Below are 19,084 nucleotides of genomic sequence, written 5' to 3'. Positions count from 1 at the left end.
GACAGACGAACGATGCGGGATCGACGGACGAGCGTCGCCGCGACGGCCAGCGGACCGTGACGCCGACGCGGGTGCGCGCACGACCGCATGCGGCGGCCCCGCGCGACGGCACGCGGCGCGGTGAGCGCGGCGGCGGTCGTGCAAGCGGAAATGGGCCGGTGACGCCGAGCCGTGGAGCGGAGGCGGGGAAACCGCTGTGGGAAGACGATAGCGGCGAGATGCCGCCGGAAGAGTGGTCGTGAGGTTGCCGACGCCCGTCGTCGACTGCACAAAGACGCTTACGATCGGGCGTTTCGGTTGAAATTCGATGACGCGTGTGCAAAATCGATTATTTACGGCACGTTTTGCACAAAATCGATTTCGGTGACTCACGGCTGGCACGAACCGGGCGTCGGCTTCAACCACCATTCCGCCCCGCGACCAGCACCGCCACAGGCAACTCGGCCAGACAGCGATCGAGCGCCAGCACCCCTTCCGGCGCATCGAGCGCGTCCCCCGCATTCAACCCGTCGACCCACGGCCCTTCGACGGCGCGCGGCAGCACGACCGCCGTATCGCCCCATTGCGCAGGCTCCACCCGCGGCAACGCAGGCGCTTCGCCGAGCAACCGGCACGCGAGCCGAGTCGCGATCACCACCACGGTCGCCGCGTCATCGCAGCGTGCGAACGCCACCGCGTGCCGCGCGAGCGTGCCACGCACCCGCAACGGAACGTATGCGCCGTCCGCAAATGTCGTCGGCCATCGCGCACGCAGCGCCAGCATCCGCTCGATCAGCGCACGCTTCACGCGCGCATCGGGCCATGTCGATAGATACGACGCAACCGGCCCGTCGACCGCTTCGGTCGCCAGCGTCGCGAACGGCACGTCGCGCCGGTTATCCGGATCGACGAGCGAGTGATCCCATGACTCGCTACCTTGATAGAGATCGGGTACGCCGGGCGACGCGATTCGCAGCGCCGTTTGCGTCAGGCTGTTGACGACGCCGGCCGGCGCGATCCGTGCGACGAACGCATGCAGCCGATGCGCAAAATCGCCCGCGCCGCGCGGCGTCAGGATCGCGCGGACGAACGCTTCGCAGCTTTGCTCGTAGTCCGGCTCGGGCGCGAGCCAGTCGGTGTACTGCTTCGCTTCGCGCAGCGCCTTCGTCTGCCATTGCACGACGCGCGTCGCGAGCGCGTCGAGGCCGGCCGCGTCGTCGGGGGCGAGCGCAGGCGGCCAGCAGCCGACGAGCGTCTGGACCAGCATCGCCTCGGCGGCCGGCCCGGGCGTCCACGCGAGGTCGCGGTGCGCGCCGCCGCGATGCGGCTGATTCAGCGCCGACCAGTCGAGCGACACCGCGCGCCACGCATCGGGCACCTCGCTCAGCACCGCGAGCCGCGCCCGCGCGTCCTCGCCGCGCTTGTGATCGTGCGTGGCCGTCGCGACGAGCCCGTGCGGCGCGGTGCGCGCGCGGCGCCGGTTGCGTGCATGGAACGCGCCGCGCGACAGGCTGAAGTCGCCGGCATCGGCGCCGACCTCGTTGCGCGACAGCAGCCGGCCGTAGCGATAGTTGGCCGTATCCTCGACGCCCTTCGCGGCCAGCGGCGCGGTGAGCTGCGCGAACGCGACACGCGCGGCGACCAGCGTATCGGCGTCCACGCGCGGCACGCGCACGACCGGCAAGCCGAGCCACGCGGCGACGCGCTCGAGCGCGAAGCGGTCGGTCGGATCGACCGTCGCGTAAGCACCGTCGTACGCGTGCGCGAGCACGCGGCGGTCGGCGTCGGCCGGTTCGGCGCCCCGCGCCGGATACATCCGGTACACGGGCAGCCGTATCGCGAGTTCGCCGAGCACGCGCCGGATCGCGATCAGGCTGATGTCGCGCGTCGCGGGCGACGCCCGCGCAATCCCGTGCAGCAGCCGCGCGACGCGCGCATGCTCGCCGGCGAGCTGGCGCATCAGCACGCGCCGCTTGCCGTCGAGCGCTTCCTGCGCGAACGTGCGCGCGGAACCCGATACGGCCGCCCAGTGCGCGGCGAGCGGTTCGGCGCCGGCCGGGTCGTGCAGCAGCGCGCCAACGTCGTTCATGAAGTCGTAGCCGGTGGTGCCGTCGACGGCCCAGTCGGTGCGCAGTGCTTCGCCGGGCGCGAGGATCTTCTCGACGACGATATAGGGCCGCGCGTCGCGCTGCGCGGCGAGCCGTGCGTGCAGCCGACGGCAATACGCGCGCGGATCGGCGAGGCCGTCGACGTGATCGACGCGCACGCCGTCGACGAGCCCGGCCGCATGCAGGCGCAGCGGCAGCGCATGCACGGCGTCGAATACCGCCTCGTCTTCGACGCGCACGGCCGCGAGCGTCGCGATGTCGAAGAAGCGCCGCCAGTTCAGCTCGTCGGCGGCCGTGCGCCACCACGCGAGCCGGTAGTGCTGGCGTTCGAGCAAGTGATGCAGGCACGCGCGCGAGCGTGCGCGGCGCGGATCGGCGCCGCGCAATACCGCATCGAGCGCATGCGGGCCGTGCGCGGCCGCATGGTCGCGCAGCGCCGCATGGGCGGCGGCCAGCCGCGCGCTGTCGCGGATCGGCGCGACGTCGAAGCGCTCGGCGAGCGCGTTCAGGTCCGCGCGATTCGCGATGCGCAGGATCTCCGCGTAGGTGGCGGCGGCGACCGGCAGCCGCCGCCCCGGGCATGCCATATAGAAGCGGCCCGCGGCCGGATCGGCGCGCAGCGTGATGTCGCCGGCCGCGAGCGCGTCGCCGTACGGCGCGCCGAGGCACGGCAACAGCACCTTGCCGTCGAGTGCCGGGTCGGGCGGATGCCAGTCGATGTCGAAATAGCGCGCGTACGGGCTCGCCGACCCCCATTCGAGCACGTCGTTCCACCAGCCGTTCGACGACCCGCCGACGCCCATGTGGTTCGGCACGATATCGATGATGATGCCGAGGCCGCGTGCGCGCAGCGCGTCGACGAGCCGCATGAAACCGGCTTCGCCGCCGCGTTCCGCGCTGAGCGCGCCGTGGTCGACGGTGTCGTAGCCGTGCAGCGAGCCGGGCTCGGCCGTCGACACCGGCGACAGGTACAGGTGGCTGACGCCGAGCCGCGCGAAGTAGTCGGCGTGCGCGGCCGCGTCGTCGAACGTGAAGCCCGCATGCAGCTGCAGTCGCAGCGTCGCGCGTGGGGTCATGGGCCGTGCCTCCGCGCGCGGCGCGCCTGCACGACCGCGGCGATGCGCGTGCGTACGTCGGCGTCGAACAGCGTGTCGATCGGGCGCGGCAGCCGCTGCCGCCAGTTCGGATGGCCGCACGGCGGTCCCGGCAGGTTCGGCTGCGCGTCGAGCGCGAGCAGATCCTCGAGCGGCAGCAGCGCGAGCGGCGACGGGCTGCTCGCGACGTAGGCCAGGATCGCGTTCACCGGCGGCATGTCGGCCGGCGGCACCGCGGCGCCGGCCGGCGCGCAGCCGGCGTGCTGCAGCGCGTGCCACAGCGCCGCGCGCTCGGTCGCGCGTTCCGCATGCGCGGCGAGCAGGTCGGGCGGCGGCGGGGGCGTCGCGCGATTCGAATCGGGGCGCTGCACGGTATCGTGTCCGAACGCCATGCTTTGCACGATCTCGCCCGAATCGTGCGCGCTCGCATCGTCCGGCGCCGGAGCGGCGACGCCTCGCGATTGCGCTTCGTCGCGTCGCTTAGCGGCCTCGGCGTCGGCGTCGGCCGCGACGCGCCGCCACCCGAGATCGACGCCGCGCCACCAGCCGGCCACGGTCGGCAAATCGTGCGTCGACGTCATCGCGATCGCGTCGCGATCCCACGCGGACGGCGGCCGGAACGCGCCATTCGCATCGCGCTCGAACCACAGCACGCGCATGCCCGCGACACCCTGCGCGCCGAGCCGTTCGCGCAACCCGGCCGGCACGGTGCCCAGATCCTCGCCGATCGCGATCGCGCGATGACGCGCCGCTTCCAGCGCGACAAGCCGCACCAGATCGTCGAGCGGATAGCGCAGGTACGCGCCGCTGCGCGGCGAACCGCCGTCCGGCACGATCCACATCCGCGCGAAGCCGAGCACGTGATCGATGCGGATGCCGCCCGCGTGCGCGAACGCCGCGCGCAGCAGCGCGATGAACGGCATGAAGCCGTCCGCGCGCAGCGCGTCGGGCGTCCACGTCGTCACGCCCCACGCCTGGCCGGCCGCATTGAACAGGTCGGGCGGCGCGCCGAGCGACACGCCGCGCAGCAGCGTCGTGCCGTGCGCCCACGCGTCGCTGCCGGCCCGATCGGAGCCGACCGCGAGATCGGCGATCAGCCCGGTCGCCATCCCCGCGCCGCGCGCCGCGTGCTGCGCGTCGCCGAGCGCGCGCGACGCGCACCATTGCAGGAACGTGTGGAACGCGATCGTGTCGGCATGCGCGTGCGCGAATGCATCGACTTCCGCCGATCCCGGGATGCGCCATTGCGCGGGCCACTGCCGCCAGTCCGCGCCGATCCCGTGCTCGATGCAGAACGCCTGCAGCGCATCGAAGCGCGCATGCGCGTCGAGCGCCGCGCCGCCCGCCGCACGAAAACGCTGGAACGTATCGCGCGACGGGTCGTCGCTGGCGCGCCATGCGTCGAAGCACGCACGCAGACGGCGCAGCTTCGCCGGCATCACGCGCGGCCAGTCGATCAGCGCGGCATCGGCCGGGCCGTCGGGTGCCCGACGCGCGACATCGGCGCCCGGCACCGCATCGCAGTCGAGATACGCGACGTTGTGCCAGCGTCGCGACGACGGCGAATACGGGCTGTCGTGCGCGGGGAGCGCCGGATAGCCGGCGTGCGTCGGGCTGATCGCCACCGCCTGCGCGCCGTGGCGCGCGGCCTGTGCGGCCAGCCGCGCGAGCGCCGTGTAGTCGCCCGCGCCGTCGTCGCCGGTGCGGCGCAGGCTGTAGAGCTGCGCCGCGATGCCCCAGCGGCGGCCCGCGTCGTGGGCGCGGGCGAGCGCGTCGAACGGCCGCGCCCGCGGCGGCGCGATCGCGAGCCCGATACGCTGCTCGCCGATGTCGAGCGCGTGATAGCCGGGCATCGCGAGCGGCGGCAGCGTGCCATGTTCGCCCGTGCCGCCCACGCGGCCATCCACGTGCCCGCCGGTTTCGAGCGAGATCCGGAAGCGCGCGCCCGGCGCCGCGACGGTCGCGGGCAGCGTCACCGGCAGGCCGGCGTCACCGGTCACGACGCGCGGCGGCGCCGCGTTCGCATCGGCGAGCGCCGCCGCGCTGTCGACCCGCTGGATCGCTGTGCCGCACGGCCAGCCGAGCGCATCGACGAGCGCGACGAGCGCATCGTCGTCCACGCGTCGCGCGACGCCGCCCGAGTCGGTCCAGTCGGGTTCCAGGCCGGCCGCCCGGGCGAGCGCCGCGATCGGGACGTCGGTCGTCATGACGGGCTCCGTCCGTTCGCGCGGTGCTGCCGCGCATCGTGGTTGACCGCGCCGTCGCGCCACGCGATGCACGCGCGCGGCGGCACATGCCCGCCGGGCAGCCGGTCGCGCGCACGCGGCGGCGTCTCGAACACGATCTTGCCGACCGGCAGCGCGGGCAGCGTCGCGTCGTGCGAGCCGAGATTCAGCGCGATCGTCAGCGTGCTGCCATCGCCGAGGCGCCAGCGCGCGACCAGCGCGGGCGGGTCGCCGTCGCCCGCGAGCTGGTCGACGCCGAGCGCGCGCGCATCGGCCAGGTGCGGCGTCACGAGCGCCGCGCGCACGGCCAGCGCGCTGCGGTAGAAGCGCCGCCACGCGGCCGCGTCGGGCCACGACTCGTCGGGCGGATGGTGCGACGACGAGCGCACGAACGTCGCGATGTCGTTCGGATCGGGAATCGCGTCGCGATGCGCGGCGTCGGCGAATGCGGGAAACGCGGCGAATTCGCGACGCCGGCCTTCGCGCACCGCGTCGGCGAGCGCGCCGCGATAGTCGGTGAAGAACTGGAACGGCTGCGTGCTGCCGTCTTCCTCGCCCATGAACAGCAGCGGAATCGACGGCGCGAGCAGCATCAGCGCGGTGGCCGCGCGCACCGCGTCGTCGTTCGCGAGCGCGCGCAGCCGTTCGCCGAACGCGCGGTTGCCGATCTGGTCGTGGTTCTGCAGGAACGCGACGAACGCGGTCGGCGGCAGGTGCGCGCTCGGCTCGCCGCGCGCGGCGCCGTCGTGCAGCGGCGACGGTTCGCCCTGATACGCGAAGCCTTCGCCGAGCGTGCGCGCGAAATGACGCAGCGGCGCATCCGCGTATGCGCGGTAGTAACCGTCGCGCTCGCCGGTCAGCAGCACGTGCGCGCTGTTGTGGAAGTCGTCGTTCCATTGCGCGTCGAAGCCGCCGGGGCCGAGCAGGCTCGCGGTATTGCGCTCGTTCTCCAGCACGAGATGCACGTGGCGCGCGTCGCCCGCGTAGGCGCGCACGCGGCGCCCGAGTTCGCGCAGCCACACGTCGTCGTCGATCGCATGCGCGGCGTCGATGCGCAGCCCGTCGAAACGGTATTCGTCGAGCCAGTACAGCGCGTTGTCGATGAAGAACGCGCTCGTCTGCGGGCGGGAGAAGTCGATCGCCGGCCCCCACGCGGTCTGCCGGTCCGCGCGGAAGAAGTCGGGCGCGTAGCGCGGCAGCAGGTTGCCTTCGGGGCCGAAGTGGTTGTACACGACGTCGAGGAACACTTGCAGCCCGAGCCCGTGCGCGGTGTCGACCAGCGATTTCAGTTCCTCGGGCCGCCCGTACGACGCGTCGGGCGCGAACGGCAGCACGCCGTCGTAGCCCCAGTTGCGCGCGCCGGGGAACGCATTGACGGGCATCAGCTCGACCGCGGTCACGCCGAGTTCGGCGATCGCCGGCAGCCGCCGCTCGACGGCCGCGTAGCCGCCGCATGCGCCGACGTGCAGCTCGTACAGCACCGTCTCGTGCCACGGACGGCCGCGCCACGCGTCGTGACGCCAGCGGTACGCGGCCGGATCGACGACCTGGCTCGGGCCCAGCACGTCATACGGCTGGAAGCGCGACGCGGGATCGGCCACCGCGAGCGCGTCGTCGAGCAGGTAGCGGTACAGCGTGCCGGGGCCGCACGGCGCGATCGTCTCGAACCAGCCGTCGCCGGCCGGCGCCATCGGCAGCGCGCGGCCGCCCGCGTCCTGCAGTTCGACGGCGGCCGTGCGGCTCGCGGGCGCCCACAGCCGGAAGCGCGTGCGGTCCGCATCGAGGCAGGTCGCGCCGAACGACGACGCGTATGCGTGCGTGCCGGGCGAATGGGCGGAACGGGACGTCATGGCGGCTCCTCACGAAGACAGGTCGGGTGGCACGGCCGCGACCGCGATCACGGCCGCATGCGCGGCGACGTCGAGCCCGGCTTGCGGCCACGAGCGCGGGCCCGAGTCGGGCGTCGCGGTGTCGAGCAGGATCCGGTAATCGAGCACGGGCGCGGGCGGGAGGAACGTGATGGTCTCGGCCGATGCGTTCAGCATCACGAGCAACGCCTCGGTGCGTCCGGTGCGGCCGGTGCCGACGCGCCGCATCGTCAGCGCGCGGCGTTCGCCGTCTTCCCACGCGGGGACGGTCAGCGCGTCGCCGCGTTCGTCGAACCAGCCGATCTCGCGCATGCCGGGCGCGCCGTCGCGGTCGCCGTTCGGATAGCGCGGCGCCGACATCACCGGATACATGCGCCGCAGCGCGGCGAGCCGCGACACGAAGCGCGTCATCTGTACGCCTTCGTCGCTGCGCGCCAGCTCCCAGTCGAGCCACGACAGTTCGTTATCCTGGCAATACGCGTTGTTGTTGCCGTGCTGCGTGCGGCCGAATTCGTCGCCGGCCACGAGCATCGGCGTGCCGAGCGCGGTAAACAGCGTCGCGAGCATCGAGCGCGCGACGCGCGAGCGCACGTCGCGGATCTTCGCGTCGTCGGTCGGCCCTTCGACGCCCCAGTTCGCGCTGCAGTTGTCGTCGCGGCCGTCGCGGTTGTCCTCGCCGTTCGCGTCGTTGTGCTTGCCCGCATACGACACGAGGTCGGCCAGCGTGAAGCCGTCGTGCGCGGTGACGAAATTGATCGACGCCCACGTGCGGCGCCGCCCGTGATTGAACAGGTCGGCCGAGCCCGACAGGCGCGCGGCCAGTTCCGGGCGCTGCCCCGCGTCGCCGCGCCAGAAGCGCCGCACGGTGTCGCGAAACCGGTCGTTCCATTCGGCGAAGCCGGGCGGATGGCGGCCGAGCTGATAGCCGCCGGGGCCGAGATCCCACGGCTCGGTGATCAGCTTGCGCTGCGCGAGCACCGGGTCCTGCCGCAACGCGTCGAAGAATCCCGCGCCGGGTTCGAAGCCGTGATCCTCGCGGCCGAGCGTCACGCCGAGATCGAAGCGGAAGCCGTCGATGTTGAACGCGGTCGCCCAGTAGCGCAGCGAATCCATCACCATCTGCACGACGCGCGGATGCGACAGGTTCAGCGTGTTGCCGCAGCCGGTTTCGTCGACGTGGTAGCGCGGATCGTCGGGCAGCAGCCGGTAATAGCTGGCGTTGTCGAGGCCGCGCCACGACAGCGTCGGCCCGAGCTGGTTGCCTTCGCACGTGTGGTTGTAGACGACGTCGAGCACGACCTCGATGCCGGCCGCGTGCAACTGGCGCACCGCGATACGCATCTCGTCGAGCCTGCGGGTCGTCAGATACGACGGCTCCGGCGCGAAGAACGCGGCCGTGTCGTAGCCCCAGTAGTTGCGCAGCCCGCGTTTCACGAGCTCGCGCTGCTGCAGGAACGCATGGATCGGCAGCAGCTCGACCGTCGTCACGCCGATCGACAGCAGGTGATCGACGAACGCCGGATGCGCGAGCGACGCGAACGTGCCGCGCTCCGGCGGGCGCAGCCCGGCGCGGCGCATCGACGCGCCGCGCACGTGGGTCTCGTAGATCACGGTGCTGCGCCACGGCACGTTCGGTCGGCGGTCGGTGCTCCAGTCGAACGCTTCGTCGACGACCACGGCTTTCGGCATCGCGGGCGCCGAATCGCGGCGGTCCATCGACAGGTCGGCCCGGTTCGAATGCACGCGATAGCCGAACAGCGCGTCCGACCAGCGGAACTGGCCGACCAGCTTGCGCGCGTACGGGTCGAGCAGCAGCTTGGTCGGATTGAAGCGGTGGCCGTGCTGCGGCTGGTACGGGCCGTCCGCGCGGAACCCGTACACGGTGCCCGGATGCGCGTTCGGCAGATAGCCGTGCCACACCTCGTCGGTGCATTCGGGCAGATCGAGGCGCGCGAGTTCCTTGCGGCCGGTCGGATCGAACACGCACAGCTGAATCCGGTGCGCGTGCGCGGAAAACACCGCGAAGTTGGTCCCGAGGCCGTCCCAGGTTGCGCCGAGCGGGTAGCTGCGGCCGGGTTCGAGACGGTCGGGCAGGGCGGTCGGCATGGGGCGTATCTCCGTGTCGAGGGCGGGAGCAATCAGGCAGGTGTCAACCACAGCGTCGCGAGCGGCGGCAGGCGCAACGTCGCCGACCACGCCTCGCCGTGTGCGGGCACGGCCTCGGCCCATACGGCGCCGTCGTTGCCGGCGTTGGTGCCGCCGTACGACGCGGCATCGGTGTTCATCAGTTCGCGCCAATGACCGGGCGCGGGCAGCCCGAGCCGATAGCCGGCGCGCGGCACGGGCGTGAAGTTGCAGACGGCGACGACCAGATGCCCCGCATCGTCACGGCGCGCGAACGCGAACACGCTGTTGTCGCGGTCGTCGCCGATCAGCCAGGAGAACCCGGCCGCGTGGCAGTCGAGCGCATGCAGCGCCGGTTCGGCCGCATACGCGCGGTTGAGATCGCGCACCAGCCGCTGCACGCCGCGATGCGCGGGCGCGTCGAGCAAGTCCCAATGCGGCGTCGCATCGTGCGCGAACTCCGCCCATTGCGCGAATTCGCTGCCCATGAACAGCAGCTTCTTGCCGGGATGCGCCCACATGAAGCCGAAATACGCGCGCAGCGTCGCGAGCCGCTGCCACGCGTCGCCGGGCATCTTCGCGACGAGCGAGCCCTTGCCGTGCACGACCTCGTCGTGCGACAGCGGCAGCACGAAGCGTTCGGAGAACGCGTATACGAGCCCGAACGTCATCCGGTCGTGGTGATAGCGGCGGTGGATCGGGTCTTCGTGCAGATACGCGAGCGTGTCGTGCATCCAGCCCATGTTCCACTTGAAGTCGAAGCCGAGCCCGCCGTCGGCGGTCGGCGCGGTGACGCCCGGCCACGCGGTCGATTCCTCCGCGACGGTGACGACGCCGGCCGGCGCGGCGTCGCCGTGCAGCGTGTCGTTCAGCCGGCGCAGGAACGCGACCGATTCGAGGTTCTCGCGGCCGCCGTACACGTTCGGCACCCATTCGCCTGCCTTGCGCGAATAGTCGCGGTACAGCATCGACGCGACCGCGTCGACGCGGATGCCGTCGACGTGATAGCGGCGCGCCCACGCGAGCGCCGATGCGACCAGGAACGCGCTCACCTCAGTGCGCCCGACGTTGAACACGCAGGTGTTCCAGTCGGGATGCATCCCCTCGCGCGGATCGGCATGCTCGTACAGCGCGCTGCCGTCGAATTGCGCGAGCCCGTGCGCATCGTTCGGAAAATGCGCGGGCACCCAGTCGACCAGCACGCCGATGCCGGCCGCGTGCGCGCGATCGACGAAGCGCGCGAAGCCGTCGACCGGCCCGAAGCGCGCGGACGGCGCGAACTGCGCGAGCGGCTGGTAGCCCCACGAGCCGCCGAACGGGTATTCGGCGATCGGCATGAACTCGACGTGCGTGAAGCCCATCCCCTTCACGTACGGAATCAGCCGCTCGGCGAGTTCGTCCCACGTCGCGCTGCGCTCCATCTGTTCGGGGATGCGCAGCCACGATTCCGGATGCACCTCGTAGATCGACCACGGCACGCGGTAGCGATCGTTGCGCGGCCGCGCGTGCATCCAGCCGTCGTCGTGCCACGCGAACGCGTGGAGCGCCGCGACGTCCGCGACCACCGACGCCGTGCGCGGCGGCGCCTCGGTCGCCCGCGCGCACGGATCGGCCTTGTGCGGCAGCACGCGCCCGTCGGGTGCGCGCAGTTCGTACTTGTAGCGTTCGCCCGGGCCGATGCCCGGCACGAACAGCTCCCACACGCCCGACGGCCGCCGCAACCGCATCGGATGGCGGCGCCCGTCCCATGCATTGAAATCGCCGACCACCGATACGCGCTGCGCGTTCGGCGCCCACACCGCGAAACGCACGCCGTCGGTATCGTCGATGCGCACCGGTGTCGCGCCGAGGCAGTCGAGCACGGCTTCGGGATCGCCGGCCGAGAAGCGCGCAAGCGCCGCTTCGTCGAGCAGCGTGCCGAACGCGTATGCGTCGTCGGTCACCTGATGCGCGTTCGGCCAGTCGATCGCGAGCAAATAGTGTGGCGAGCCGCCGTCGCGCGCGATCGTCCCCGCGAAGCAGCCGGCGCGATCGACGCACGCGAGCGCGCCGAGTTCGGCGCCGTCCGGCGACAGCGCACGCACGCGCTCGGCGCCGGGCAACAGTGCCCGCACGACGACCTGGTCGGCCTGTTCGTGCGGGCCGAGGCACGCGAACGGGTCGGGGTGGCGGCCGGCGAGCAGCGCGTCGATATCGGCGCGTTCGAACAGCGTGTCGGTCATGGGTTGCCTCCGTCGTCGGGCAGCACGCCGTCGCCGAGCAGCCGGTCGACCAGCGCCGCGAGCCCGCCGACCGGCACGCTCAGCCAGTCGGGCCGGTTCGCGGCTTCGTAGCACAGCTCGTACGACGCCTTGTCGATCAGGAACAGCGCCAGCAGGCGGTCCGCGTAGTGCGGATCGACGAAGCGCGCGGGCGCGTGGTCGGCGGCCGCGCGATAGCATTCGACGAAGCGGTCGGCCGCGGCCTGCCCGAAGCGGTCGAACAGCGCGCGCTTGCGGCCGGCCGCCTGTGGCGGCGCTTTTTCGATCGCGAACTGCGCGGTCGCGCTCACGTACGACAGCGAGCGCAGCAGGCCGGCCACGTCGCGCAGCGGATGCGATTTCGCGCGACGCCGTTCGAGCGCGCGCGCCGGTTCGCCTTCGAAGTCGATCAGCAGCGCGTCGCCCTGCACGTCGAGCACCTGGCCCAGATGGAAATCGCCGTGAATCCGCGTGCATTGCGCGTCGAGCGTGCGCGGCACGAGTTCGCCGAGCGCCTCGACGGCCGCGTCGCGCGATGCGAGCAGCGCGTCGGCCGACGCACGGGTGGCCGGATCGAGCGCATCGAGCCGCGTGCGCAGCACGTCGAGCGCGCGCTCGAACGACGCGATCGCGTCCACGCACCAGCCGTCGACGTGATCGGGCGTCGCGCGCTCCGGCGCGAACGCCGGATCGTCGGACGGCTGCGCGAGCGCCACGTGCAACTGGCCGAGCCGCGTGCCGATGATGCCCGCGAACGCCGCGTAGCCGAGCAGCGCGTCGGGCTCCTCGTCCGTTTCGGCGGCCTCGCCTTCGTCCGCGGCCGGCAGCGCGAGCTCGTCGATCGCGCGCCGCAGGAAATCGAACGAACGCGTCCACGCGTCGCCCTGGTTGTCGACATAGCGCTGCAGGATCGCGACCGTATGCGGCGTGCCGTCCGGATCGACGTGCACGACTTCGCCGGCCAGCGTCGCGGTGTTCGCATAGCCGATGCGCGTCAGGTGCCGGCTCATTTCGGCTTCCGGATGAATGCCGTGCGCGACCTTGCGCACCAGCTTCAGCACGATCGCGTCGCCGATCACGAGCGAGCTGTTGCTCTGCTCGGCCGCGAGCCAGCGCACTTCCGCGTCGTCGCCCGGGTCGAGCCCGGCGAGCGCGTCTTCCGGCAGAAAGGTGAGCCGGCCGCCGTCGGACGTCGCCACCGTCGCGCCGTCGCGCAGCTTGCGCAGCATGCCGCGCGCGAACGCCGGCAGCGCGAACGCGTCGGTCAGGTAGCCGACCGTATGGCCGCGCCGCACGCGCGCGAGTGCCAGTTGCGCGAACAGCGGATGGGACGTCTCGCCACCCCACGCGGCCGCGAGCGGCACCACGTAGCGTTCGACGCGGCCGTCGCTTGCCGACACCCACGCCTCCGCGTACTGGAACGGCTCGTCCGGAATCGGGGTGACGACGTTCAGCCACGCGTCGCCGATCTTGCGATCCTTCGATGCGAACCAGCGCCGCCGCGCGAGCCACGACGCGAGCGCGTCGTGCGCGAGCGCATGCAGTTGCGAGACGTCCGGCCGCGTATCGCCGCGCCGCATCACGAGCGTCACGTATTCGGGCAGCGGCTCCGCATGCGGCTGCCGCCACGACGGCTCGCGGCCATGCTCGGCGAGCACGAACCACAGGAACCCGTAGGGCGGGAAGGTGAGGAGATACGGGAGTTGGCCGATCGGCGGGAACGGCGAATCGGACGTCATCTCGATCGGCACGCGGCCCGCGAATTCGGACAGGTCGAGTTCGACGGCCTGCGACGCGCGCGACAGGTTCGCGACGCACAGCACCGGTTCGTGGCCGTCCAGCTCGCGCAGGTACGCGAGCACCTTGCGGTTCTCCGGGCGCAGGAAGCGGATCGTGCCGCGCCCGAACGCCTGCGACGCGCGGCGCGTCGCGAGGATGCGCCGCGTCCAGTTCAGCAGCGAATGCGGGTCGCGCGTCTGCGCCTCGACGTTGATCGCGTCATAGCCGTACAGCGAGCCCATCACCGGCGGCAGCACCAGCAGTTCGGGATCGGCGCGCGAGAAGCCGCCGTTGCGGTCCGACGACCACTGCATCGGCGTGCGCACGCCGTCGCGATCGCCGAGGTGGATGTTGTCGCCCATCCCGAGCTCGTCGCCGTAGTAGATCACCGGCGTGCCGGGCATCGACAGCAGCAGCGAATTGATCAGCTCGATGCGGCGCCGGTCGCGCTCCATCAGCGGCGCGAGCCGGCGCCGGATGCCGAGGTTCAGCCGCGCGCGGCGGTCGCTCGCATAGGTTTGCCACAGCAGGTCGCGTTCCGAATCGGTGACCATCTCGAGCGTCAGCTCGTCGTGGTTGCGCAGGAACACCGCCCACTGGTTGCTCGGCGCGAGCGCCGGCGTCTGCCGCATGATGTCGAGGATCGGGAAGCGATCCTCGCTCGCGATCGACATGTAGATGCGCGGCATCAGCGGGAAGTGGAACGCCATGTGGCATTCGTCCTCGTTGCCGAAGTATTCCTGCACGTCTTCCGGCCACTGGTTCGCTTCCGCGAGCAGCATCCGGTTCGGATACTCGGCGTCGATCGTCGCGCGGATCCGCTTCAGGATCGCGTGCGTCTCCGGCAGGTTCTCGTTGTTGGTGCCTTCGCGCTCGACCAGGTACGGCACCGCGTCGAGCCGCAGCCCGTCGATGCCGAGATCGAGCCAGAAGCGCATCACCTGGATCACCTCGCGCACGACGGCCGGGTTGTCGAAGTTCAGGTCCGGCTGGTGCGAATAGAAGCGGTGCCAGTAATACTGGCCGGCCACCGGATCGTGCGTCCAGTTGGATGTTTCGGTATCCAGAAAGATGATCCGCGTGCCCGCGTATTTCGTGTCGGTGTCGGACCACACGTAGTAGTCGCGATGCGCGGAGCCCGGCTTCGCGCGGCGCGCGCGCTGGAACCACGGGTGCTGGTCCGACGTGTGGTTGATCACGAGCTCGGCGATCACGCGAATGCCGCGCGCATGCGCTTCGCGGATGAAGCGCCGCACGTCGGCCAGCGTGCCGTAGTCGGGATGCACGTCGCGGTAGTCGGCGATGTCGTAGCCGTCGTCGCGGCGCGGCGACGGATAGAACGGCAGCAGCCAGATCGTGTCGACGCCGAGTTCGGCGATGTAGTCGAGCTTCGCGATCAGGCCGGGGAAATCGCCGATGCCGTCGTTGTTCGAGTCGAAGAACGACTTCACGTGCACCTGGTAGATGATCGCGTCCTTGTACCACAGCGGATCGTCCGCACAGAGCGCGGGTTCGCGGCGGCGCGCGCGGCGCCGGCGCGGCGTGCCGGCCGGCGCGAGCGACGGGAATTGCGCGCGGCGCACGTCGTCGAGGGAATCTTCGCGTTTCATCATGCATGCGCTCCCGAAGGGCGGCGGGCGGGATCCGGTTCGGGCGCGGCCGCCCGCGCGGCGCCCGGAGACGGCGCGAGCCGCCAGATTGCGTACGGCCGCACGTGCGGATCGAGCGACACGTACTGGCGATGGCCGCGCCAGGTTTGCGCGTGCGCGGCGTCCTGTTCGAGCGCATCGAGCGGTTCGCCGTCGGCCAGCCCGAGGCCGTGCCACAGCGCCGCATCGAGCGTGAAGTTCGCGGCCTGCGGATGCCACGGGTCGAGACTGATCGCGACGATCACCACGCTGTCGAACGCGGGCGTCGCCTTCATGAACACGAGCACCGAGTCGTTGTCGGCGTCGACGAACGTGAGACCGAGATGCGTCTGCAGTGCGGGGTGATCGCGGCGCGCGCGGTTCAGCCGCGCGATTTCCGTGCCGATATGCGCGGCCTTGCTCCAGTCGCGCGCGCGCAGCTCGTATTTCTCGGCATCCGCGTATTCCTCGCTGTCCGGCAGCGGCGCCGATTCGCCGAGCTCGAAGCCCGAGTACAGGCCCCACGAGCCGGCCAGCGTCGCCGCGAGCGCCGCGCGGATCACGAACTGCGAGCGCGGCGCGTTCTGCAGGTGGCGCGGGTTGATGTCGGGCGTGTTGACGAAGAAGTTCGGCCGGAAGAATTCGCGCGCGGGCCCGGCCGTCAGCTCGGTCAAGTAGTCGATGAAGTCGCGCTTCGACTCGCGCCACGTGAAGTACGTGTACGACTGCGAGAAGCCGACTTTCGCGAGGCGATACATCATCCCCGGCCGCGTGAACGCTTCGGACAGGAACACGACGTCCGGATGCCGGCCGCGCACGTCGTCGATCATCCACGCCCAGAACGGCAGCGGCTTCGTGTGCGGGTTGTCGACGCGGAAGATCCGCACGCCCGCATCGACCCAGAACAGCACCGCGTCGCGCAGCGCGAGCCACAGGTCGGGCAGCGCGTCCGGCGCGTAGAAATCGGGGTTCACGATGTCCTGGTAGCGCTTCGGCGGATTTTCCGCGAAGCGCAGCGAGCCGTCGGGCCGCCACGCGAACCAGCCGGGATGCGCGGCGAGCCACGGGTGATCGGGCGAGCACTGGATCGCGAAATCGAGCGCGATCTCGAGCCCGTGCCCGCGCGCGGCGTCGACCAGCGCGCGGAACGAGTTGAGCGTGCCGAGCTGCGGATGCACGGCCGTGTGGCCGCCGTCGGGCGAGCCGATCGCGTACGGGCTGCCGACGTCGTCGGGGCCGGCGGTCAGGCTGTTGTTGCGGCCCTTGCGCGCGGACGTGCCGATCGGGTGGATCGGCGGGAAATACAGCACGTCGAAACCCATGTCGCGGATGCGCGGCAAATGCGCGATCACGTCGTCGAACGTGCCGTGCCGGTGCGGATCGTCGCTGGCCGAGCGCGGAAACATCTCGTACCAGCTCGAGAAGCGTGCCTTGCGGCGTTCGACGTCGACCGGGTAGATCGTCGCGTCGTGCGTGACGAACGGGCGGTAGCGCAGCGCCGCGAATGCATCGGCGAGCGCGGGGCCGCCAATCAGCGCGAGGCGGTCGTCGGGCGACGCGTCCTTGAGCTCCGCGACGAACTGTTTCATCCGCGTGACCGCGCGCGGGTCGGCCGGCTCGGCGAGCTTCAGCGCGGTCGCGAGCAGCAGTTGCGCTTCGCGCACCTCCAGCGTCACGTCCTGGCCGGCCGCGCGCTTCTTCGCGATGTCGGTGACGAGCGACGCCCAGTCGTCGCGCCATGCGACCACGCGAAATTCATGGCGACCGAGCCGGTCGAGCGTGACGCACGCGTGCCAGCGATCGTTCGGCTCGGCTTCGAACGACACTTCGCGCCATTCGTCGTCGCCCGCGGCGCGCCACTGCAGCACGGCCGCCAGATGCGCGTGCCCGTCGGTGAAGATCGATGCGCTCACGACGAGCGGCTCGCCGATCACGCGCTTGATCGCGAAGCGGCCGTCGTCGACCGACGGTTCGACGCGCTCGATCGCGATCCGGTCGGCCGCGAGCGCCGCCGACAGTGCGGTGCGCTCGCGGGCGGCGTCGGCGCGCGTCGTGATGGGCGGCGCCCGCCATGCATGCAGCAACGCATACGCGCCGGGCGCGAGCGTGAACGACTCGAGCGCGGCCGGCGGCTGCGTGTGCGCGCCGGCCTGCGTGGCGACGCGCGTGAAGCCGCCCGGCACGCCGGGCAGGATCGTCGCGGGGTCGACCGTGGCGGGTGCGTCGAGATCTGGATTCAACGCGATCAGCAATGCCGCGTCATCGTGTTCGAGCGACGGCCCGGTGCCGCGCAGCAGCGCGGTCGCGTTTGCGCCCGGCGCGCTCAGTTGCACGATTTCGCCGCGCGCCGCCGCGACGGGCGTCGCGCGGCGCCACGCGTTCGCATCGGCGAGCGCGCCCGACAGGTCGAAACGCGCGTGCTCGAATGCGGCGCGGTAGCGCGCGGCATCCGCGTCGCGCGCCATCAGCGGCACCGTCACGCCGCGCTCGAAACCCATCGGCACGAGCCAGCCGGTGCCGACGGCCGCGGCCGTCCACAGTGCGCGGCGATACGCGCGGGCGACGGTGTCGTCCGGCGCGTCTGGCCAGTCGTCGGCGAGACGCGGGCCGTCGGGCGCATCGGGAAACGCGATCGGCGCGCCGATGCGCCGCAGCAGCCGGTGTTCGTCCGCGAACCACGGCGCGCGCAGGTCCCACCAGCGCACCGATGAAAACACCGCGTCGAACCCGGCCGCTTCGAGCTGCGCGAGCGCGTCGCGCGCATGGCCGGGCACGCCCGCGAGCACCGCGACGTCCGGGCGCGCCCGGCGCAGCGCCGCGCGCCAGCCGGGCCACCAGTCGGCCGGCAGATGATGCGGCGCGTCGATCAGGAAGCCGGCCGCGCCCGCGTCGGCGAACGTCGCGAGATGCGCGCACCACCATGCCGACAGCGCGTCGCGCACCGTTTCGTCGCCGGCGTTCGCATGCGCGAGGTCCAGCGCGTGCGCGGCGCCGCGCGGGTCGATCAACGCGTCGTCGTACGCGCGCTCGACGTACCAGTCCGGATGCTCGGCGCGCAGCGGGTTCTCGCGCGCGATGCGATCGGGGACGACTTCGAGCAGCACGCGCAGCCCATGACCCTTCGCCAGGTGCGCGAGGCGCGAGAAGGTTTCGAGCGCGCTCGCGCGTGTCGCGAACGACTGGGCCGGCCGCCGGAAGTCGGCGACGTGGCGCGGAAAGCCGGCGACGCTCGCGGCCCAGAACGCACCGACCAGCACGTGATCGAAGCCCATCCCCGCGATATGCGCCAAGGTCTGTGGCCACGCGTCGAGGGGCCCGACGAGGCGGGCGTCGCAGAAGTAGAGGTGCGGAGCGAACGGCGGTGTGGAGTCCATGGCGTGGCGTGAGCGGGTGGCGCGAGCGGTAAAGCCGGTGCGTCGCAATCTGCGTGCCTGCTGCGCGATTCCCTGCGGGCACGGCGTGTGCGGAAAGCCGGCCTGAAAGGGCCTGTCGTTTTTACATGACCGCCGGACTCGCGCATGGTCTACATGCGTGGCACCGAGCGGATGTCCGAACTGTCCCCCGTCGCCGCATCGTCGTCCGAAGTTGGAATCGGCACGCCGGGGTCATACCGCACCACCTTGCCGTGTTCGATCCGGTGCGGGAACGACGGCGGCTCGTCTACCTCGTCGCCGAAGCGCGCGCGCACGAACGCGCGCAGCAGCGCCACGCGCGCATCGCGGCCGCGCGCGCCGCAGGTCGACGGGCCGTCGACGAAGGTCGCGTCGCATTCGACGTCGTCGCCGTGGCGGGCGATCCGCAGGTCCTCCACGCGATCGAGCACCGCGCCCGCGTCGGCCCACGATGCCGACGGTGCGAACGGCGCGTCGAGATGCCGGAACGCGTCGCACGCGGCCGTCACGACGACGGTCGGCGCGACGGCCGTGAAGCGCAGCGTGTCTTCGTCGTCGACGCACAACGCGCGTGCGCACCAGTAGTCGAGATCCTTTCCGTCGAGTACGTCGGTTCGCATGAGCTGCCTCCGTCGGATCGAAAAACG

The 19,084-nt window shown here is 71.6% G+C and carries 8 protein-coding genes; all 8 read right to left on the bottom strand.

The features are described 5' to 3' along the window. Positions 1–397 precede the first annotated feature (397 nt). The 8 genes from treY to J8I35_RS03120 all read right to left on the bottom strand — a co-directional run bounded on the left by treY (position 398) and on the right by J8I35_RS03120 (position 19,057). Complete coding sequence (gene treY, locus J8I35_RS03155; protein WP_209924446.1) at positions 398–3,163, bottom strand: malto-oligosyltrehalose synthase; 2,766 nt, start codon at positions 3,161–3,163, stop codon at positions 398–400. Continuing rightward, positions 3,160–5,388 carry a 4-alpha-glucanotransferase gene (gene malQ, locus J8I35_RS03150; protein WP_209924445.1) on the bottom strand — a complete coding sequence of 743 codons (2,229 nt, stop codon included), beginning with the start codon at positions 5,386–5,388 and terminating at the stop codon, positions 3,160–3,162. The genes treY and malQ overlap by 4 nt, the downstream gene beginning before the upstream one ends. After that, positions 5,385–7,256, bottom strand: coding sequence for a malto-oligosyltrehalose trehalohydrolase (gene treZ, locus J8I35_RS03145; RefSeq protein ID WP_209924444.1), 1,872 nt, complete (start codon positions 7,254–7,256; stop codon positions 5,385–5,387). The genes malQ and treZ overlap by 4 nt, the downstream gene beginning before the upstream one ends. Before the next feature lie 9 nt (positions 7,257–7,265). Next, positions 7,266–9,380 carry a glycogen debranching protein GlgX gene (gene glgX, locus J8I35_RS03140; protein ID WP_209924443.1) on the bottom strand — a complete coding sequence of 705 codons (2,115 nt, stop codon included), beginning with the start codon at positions 9,378–9,380 and terminating at the stop codon, positions 7,266–7,268. Between the two features lie 32 nt (positions 9,381–9,412). Then, the gene (gene glgB / locus J8I35_RS03135; protein ID WP_209924442.1) at positions 9,413–11,620 is read right to left on the bottom strand and encodes a 1,4-alpha-glucan branching protein GlgB; all 2,208 of its coding nucleotides are present in this window, start codon (positions 11,618–11,620) and stop codon (positions 9,413–9,415) included. Beyond that, positions 11,617–15,027 carry a maltose alpha-D-glucosyltransferase gene (gene treS, locus J8I35_RS03130; RefSeq protein ID WP_209924505.1) on the bottom strand — a complete coding sequence of 1,137 codons (3,411 nt, stop codon included), beginning with the start codon at positions 15,025–15,027 and terminating at the stop codon, positions 11,617–11,619. Before treS ends, glgB begins: the two co-directional genes overlap by 4 nt. Continuing rightward, complete coding sequence (locus J8I35_RS03125; protein WP_209924441.1) at positions 15,027–18,419, bottom strand: maltotransferase domain-containing protein; 3,393 nt, start codon at positions 18,417–18,419, stop codon at positions 15,027–15,029. Before J8I35_RS03125 ends, treS begins: the two co-directional genes overlap by 1 nt. 149 nt (positions 18,420–18,568) lie before the next feature. Beyond that, positions 18,569–19,057 carry a phage protein NinX family protein gene (locus J8I35_RS03120; protein ID WP_209924440.1) on the bottom strand — a complete coding sequence of 163 codons (489 nt, stop codon included), beginning with the start codon at positions 19,055–19,057 and terminating at the stop codon, positions 18,569–18,571. Between the last annotated feature and the right edge of the window lie 27 nt (positions 19,058–19,084).

Source organism: Burkholderia sp. CpTa8-5 (assembly GCF_017815045.1).
GTDB classification, from domain to species: Bacteria; Pseudomonadota; Gammaproteobacteria; order Burkholderiales; family Burkholderiaceae; genus Burkholderia; species Burkholderia sola.
This window is presented reverse-complemented; position numbering and strand designations above follow the sequence as displayed.

What these genes read in the sequence shown, in the direction of transcription:
- treY (WP_209924446.1), bottom strand. Translation starts at nt 3,163, where the DNA reads ATGACCCCACGCGCGACGCTGCGACTGCAGCTGCATGCGGGCTTCACG.
- J8I35_RS03125 (WP_209924441.1), bottom strand. Translation starts at nt 18,419, where the DNA reads ATGGACTCCACACCGCCGTTCGCTCCGCACCTCTACTTCTGCGACGCC.
- treZ (WP_209924444.1), bottom strand. Translation starts at nt 7,256, where the DNA reads ATGACGTCCCGTTCCGCCCATTCGCCCGGCACGCACGCATACGCGTCG.
- treS (WP_209924505.1), bottom strand. Translation starts at nt 15,027, where the DNA reads ATGAAACGCGAAGATTCCCTCGACGACGTGCGCCGCGCGCAATTCCCG.
- J8I35_RS03120 (WP_209924440.1), bottom strand. Translation starts at nt 19,057, where the DNA reads ATGCGAACCGACGTACTCGACGGAAAGGATCTCGACTACTGGTGCGCA.
- glgX (WP_209924443.1), bottom strand. Translation starts at nt 9,380, where the DNA reads ATGCCGACCGCCCTGCCCGACCGTCTCGAACCCGGCCGCAGCTACCCG.
- glgB (WP_209924442.1), bottom strand. Translation starts at nt 11,620, where the DNA reads ATGACCGACACGCTGTTCGAACGCGCCGATATCGACGCGCTGCTCGCC.
- malQ (WP_209924445.1), bottom strand. Translation starts at nt 5,388, where the DNA reads ATGACGACCGACGTCCCGATCGCGGCGCTCGCCCGGGCGGCCGGCCTG.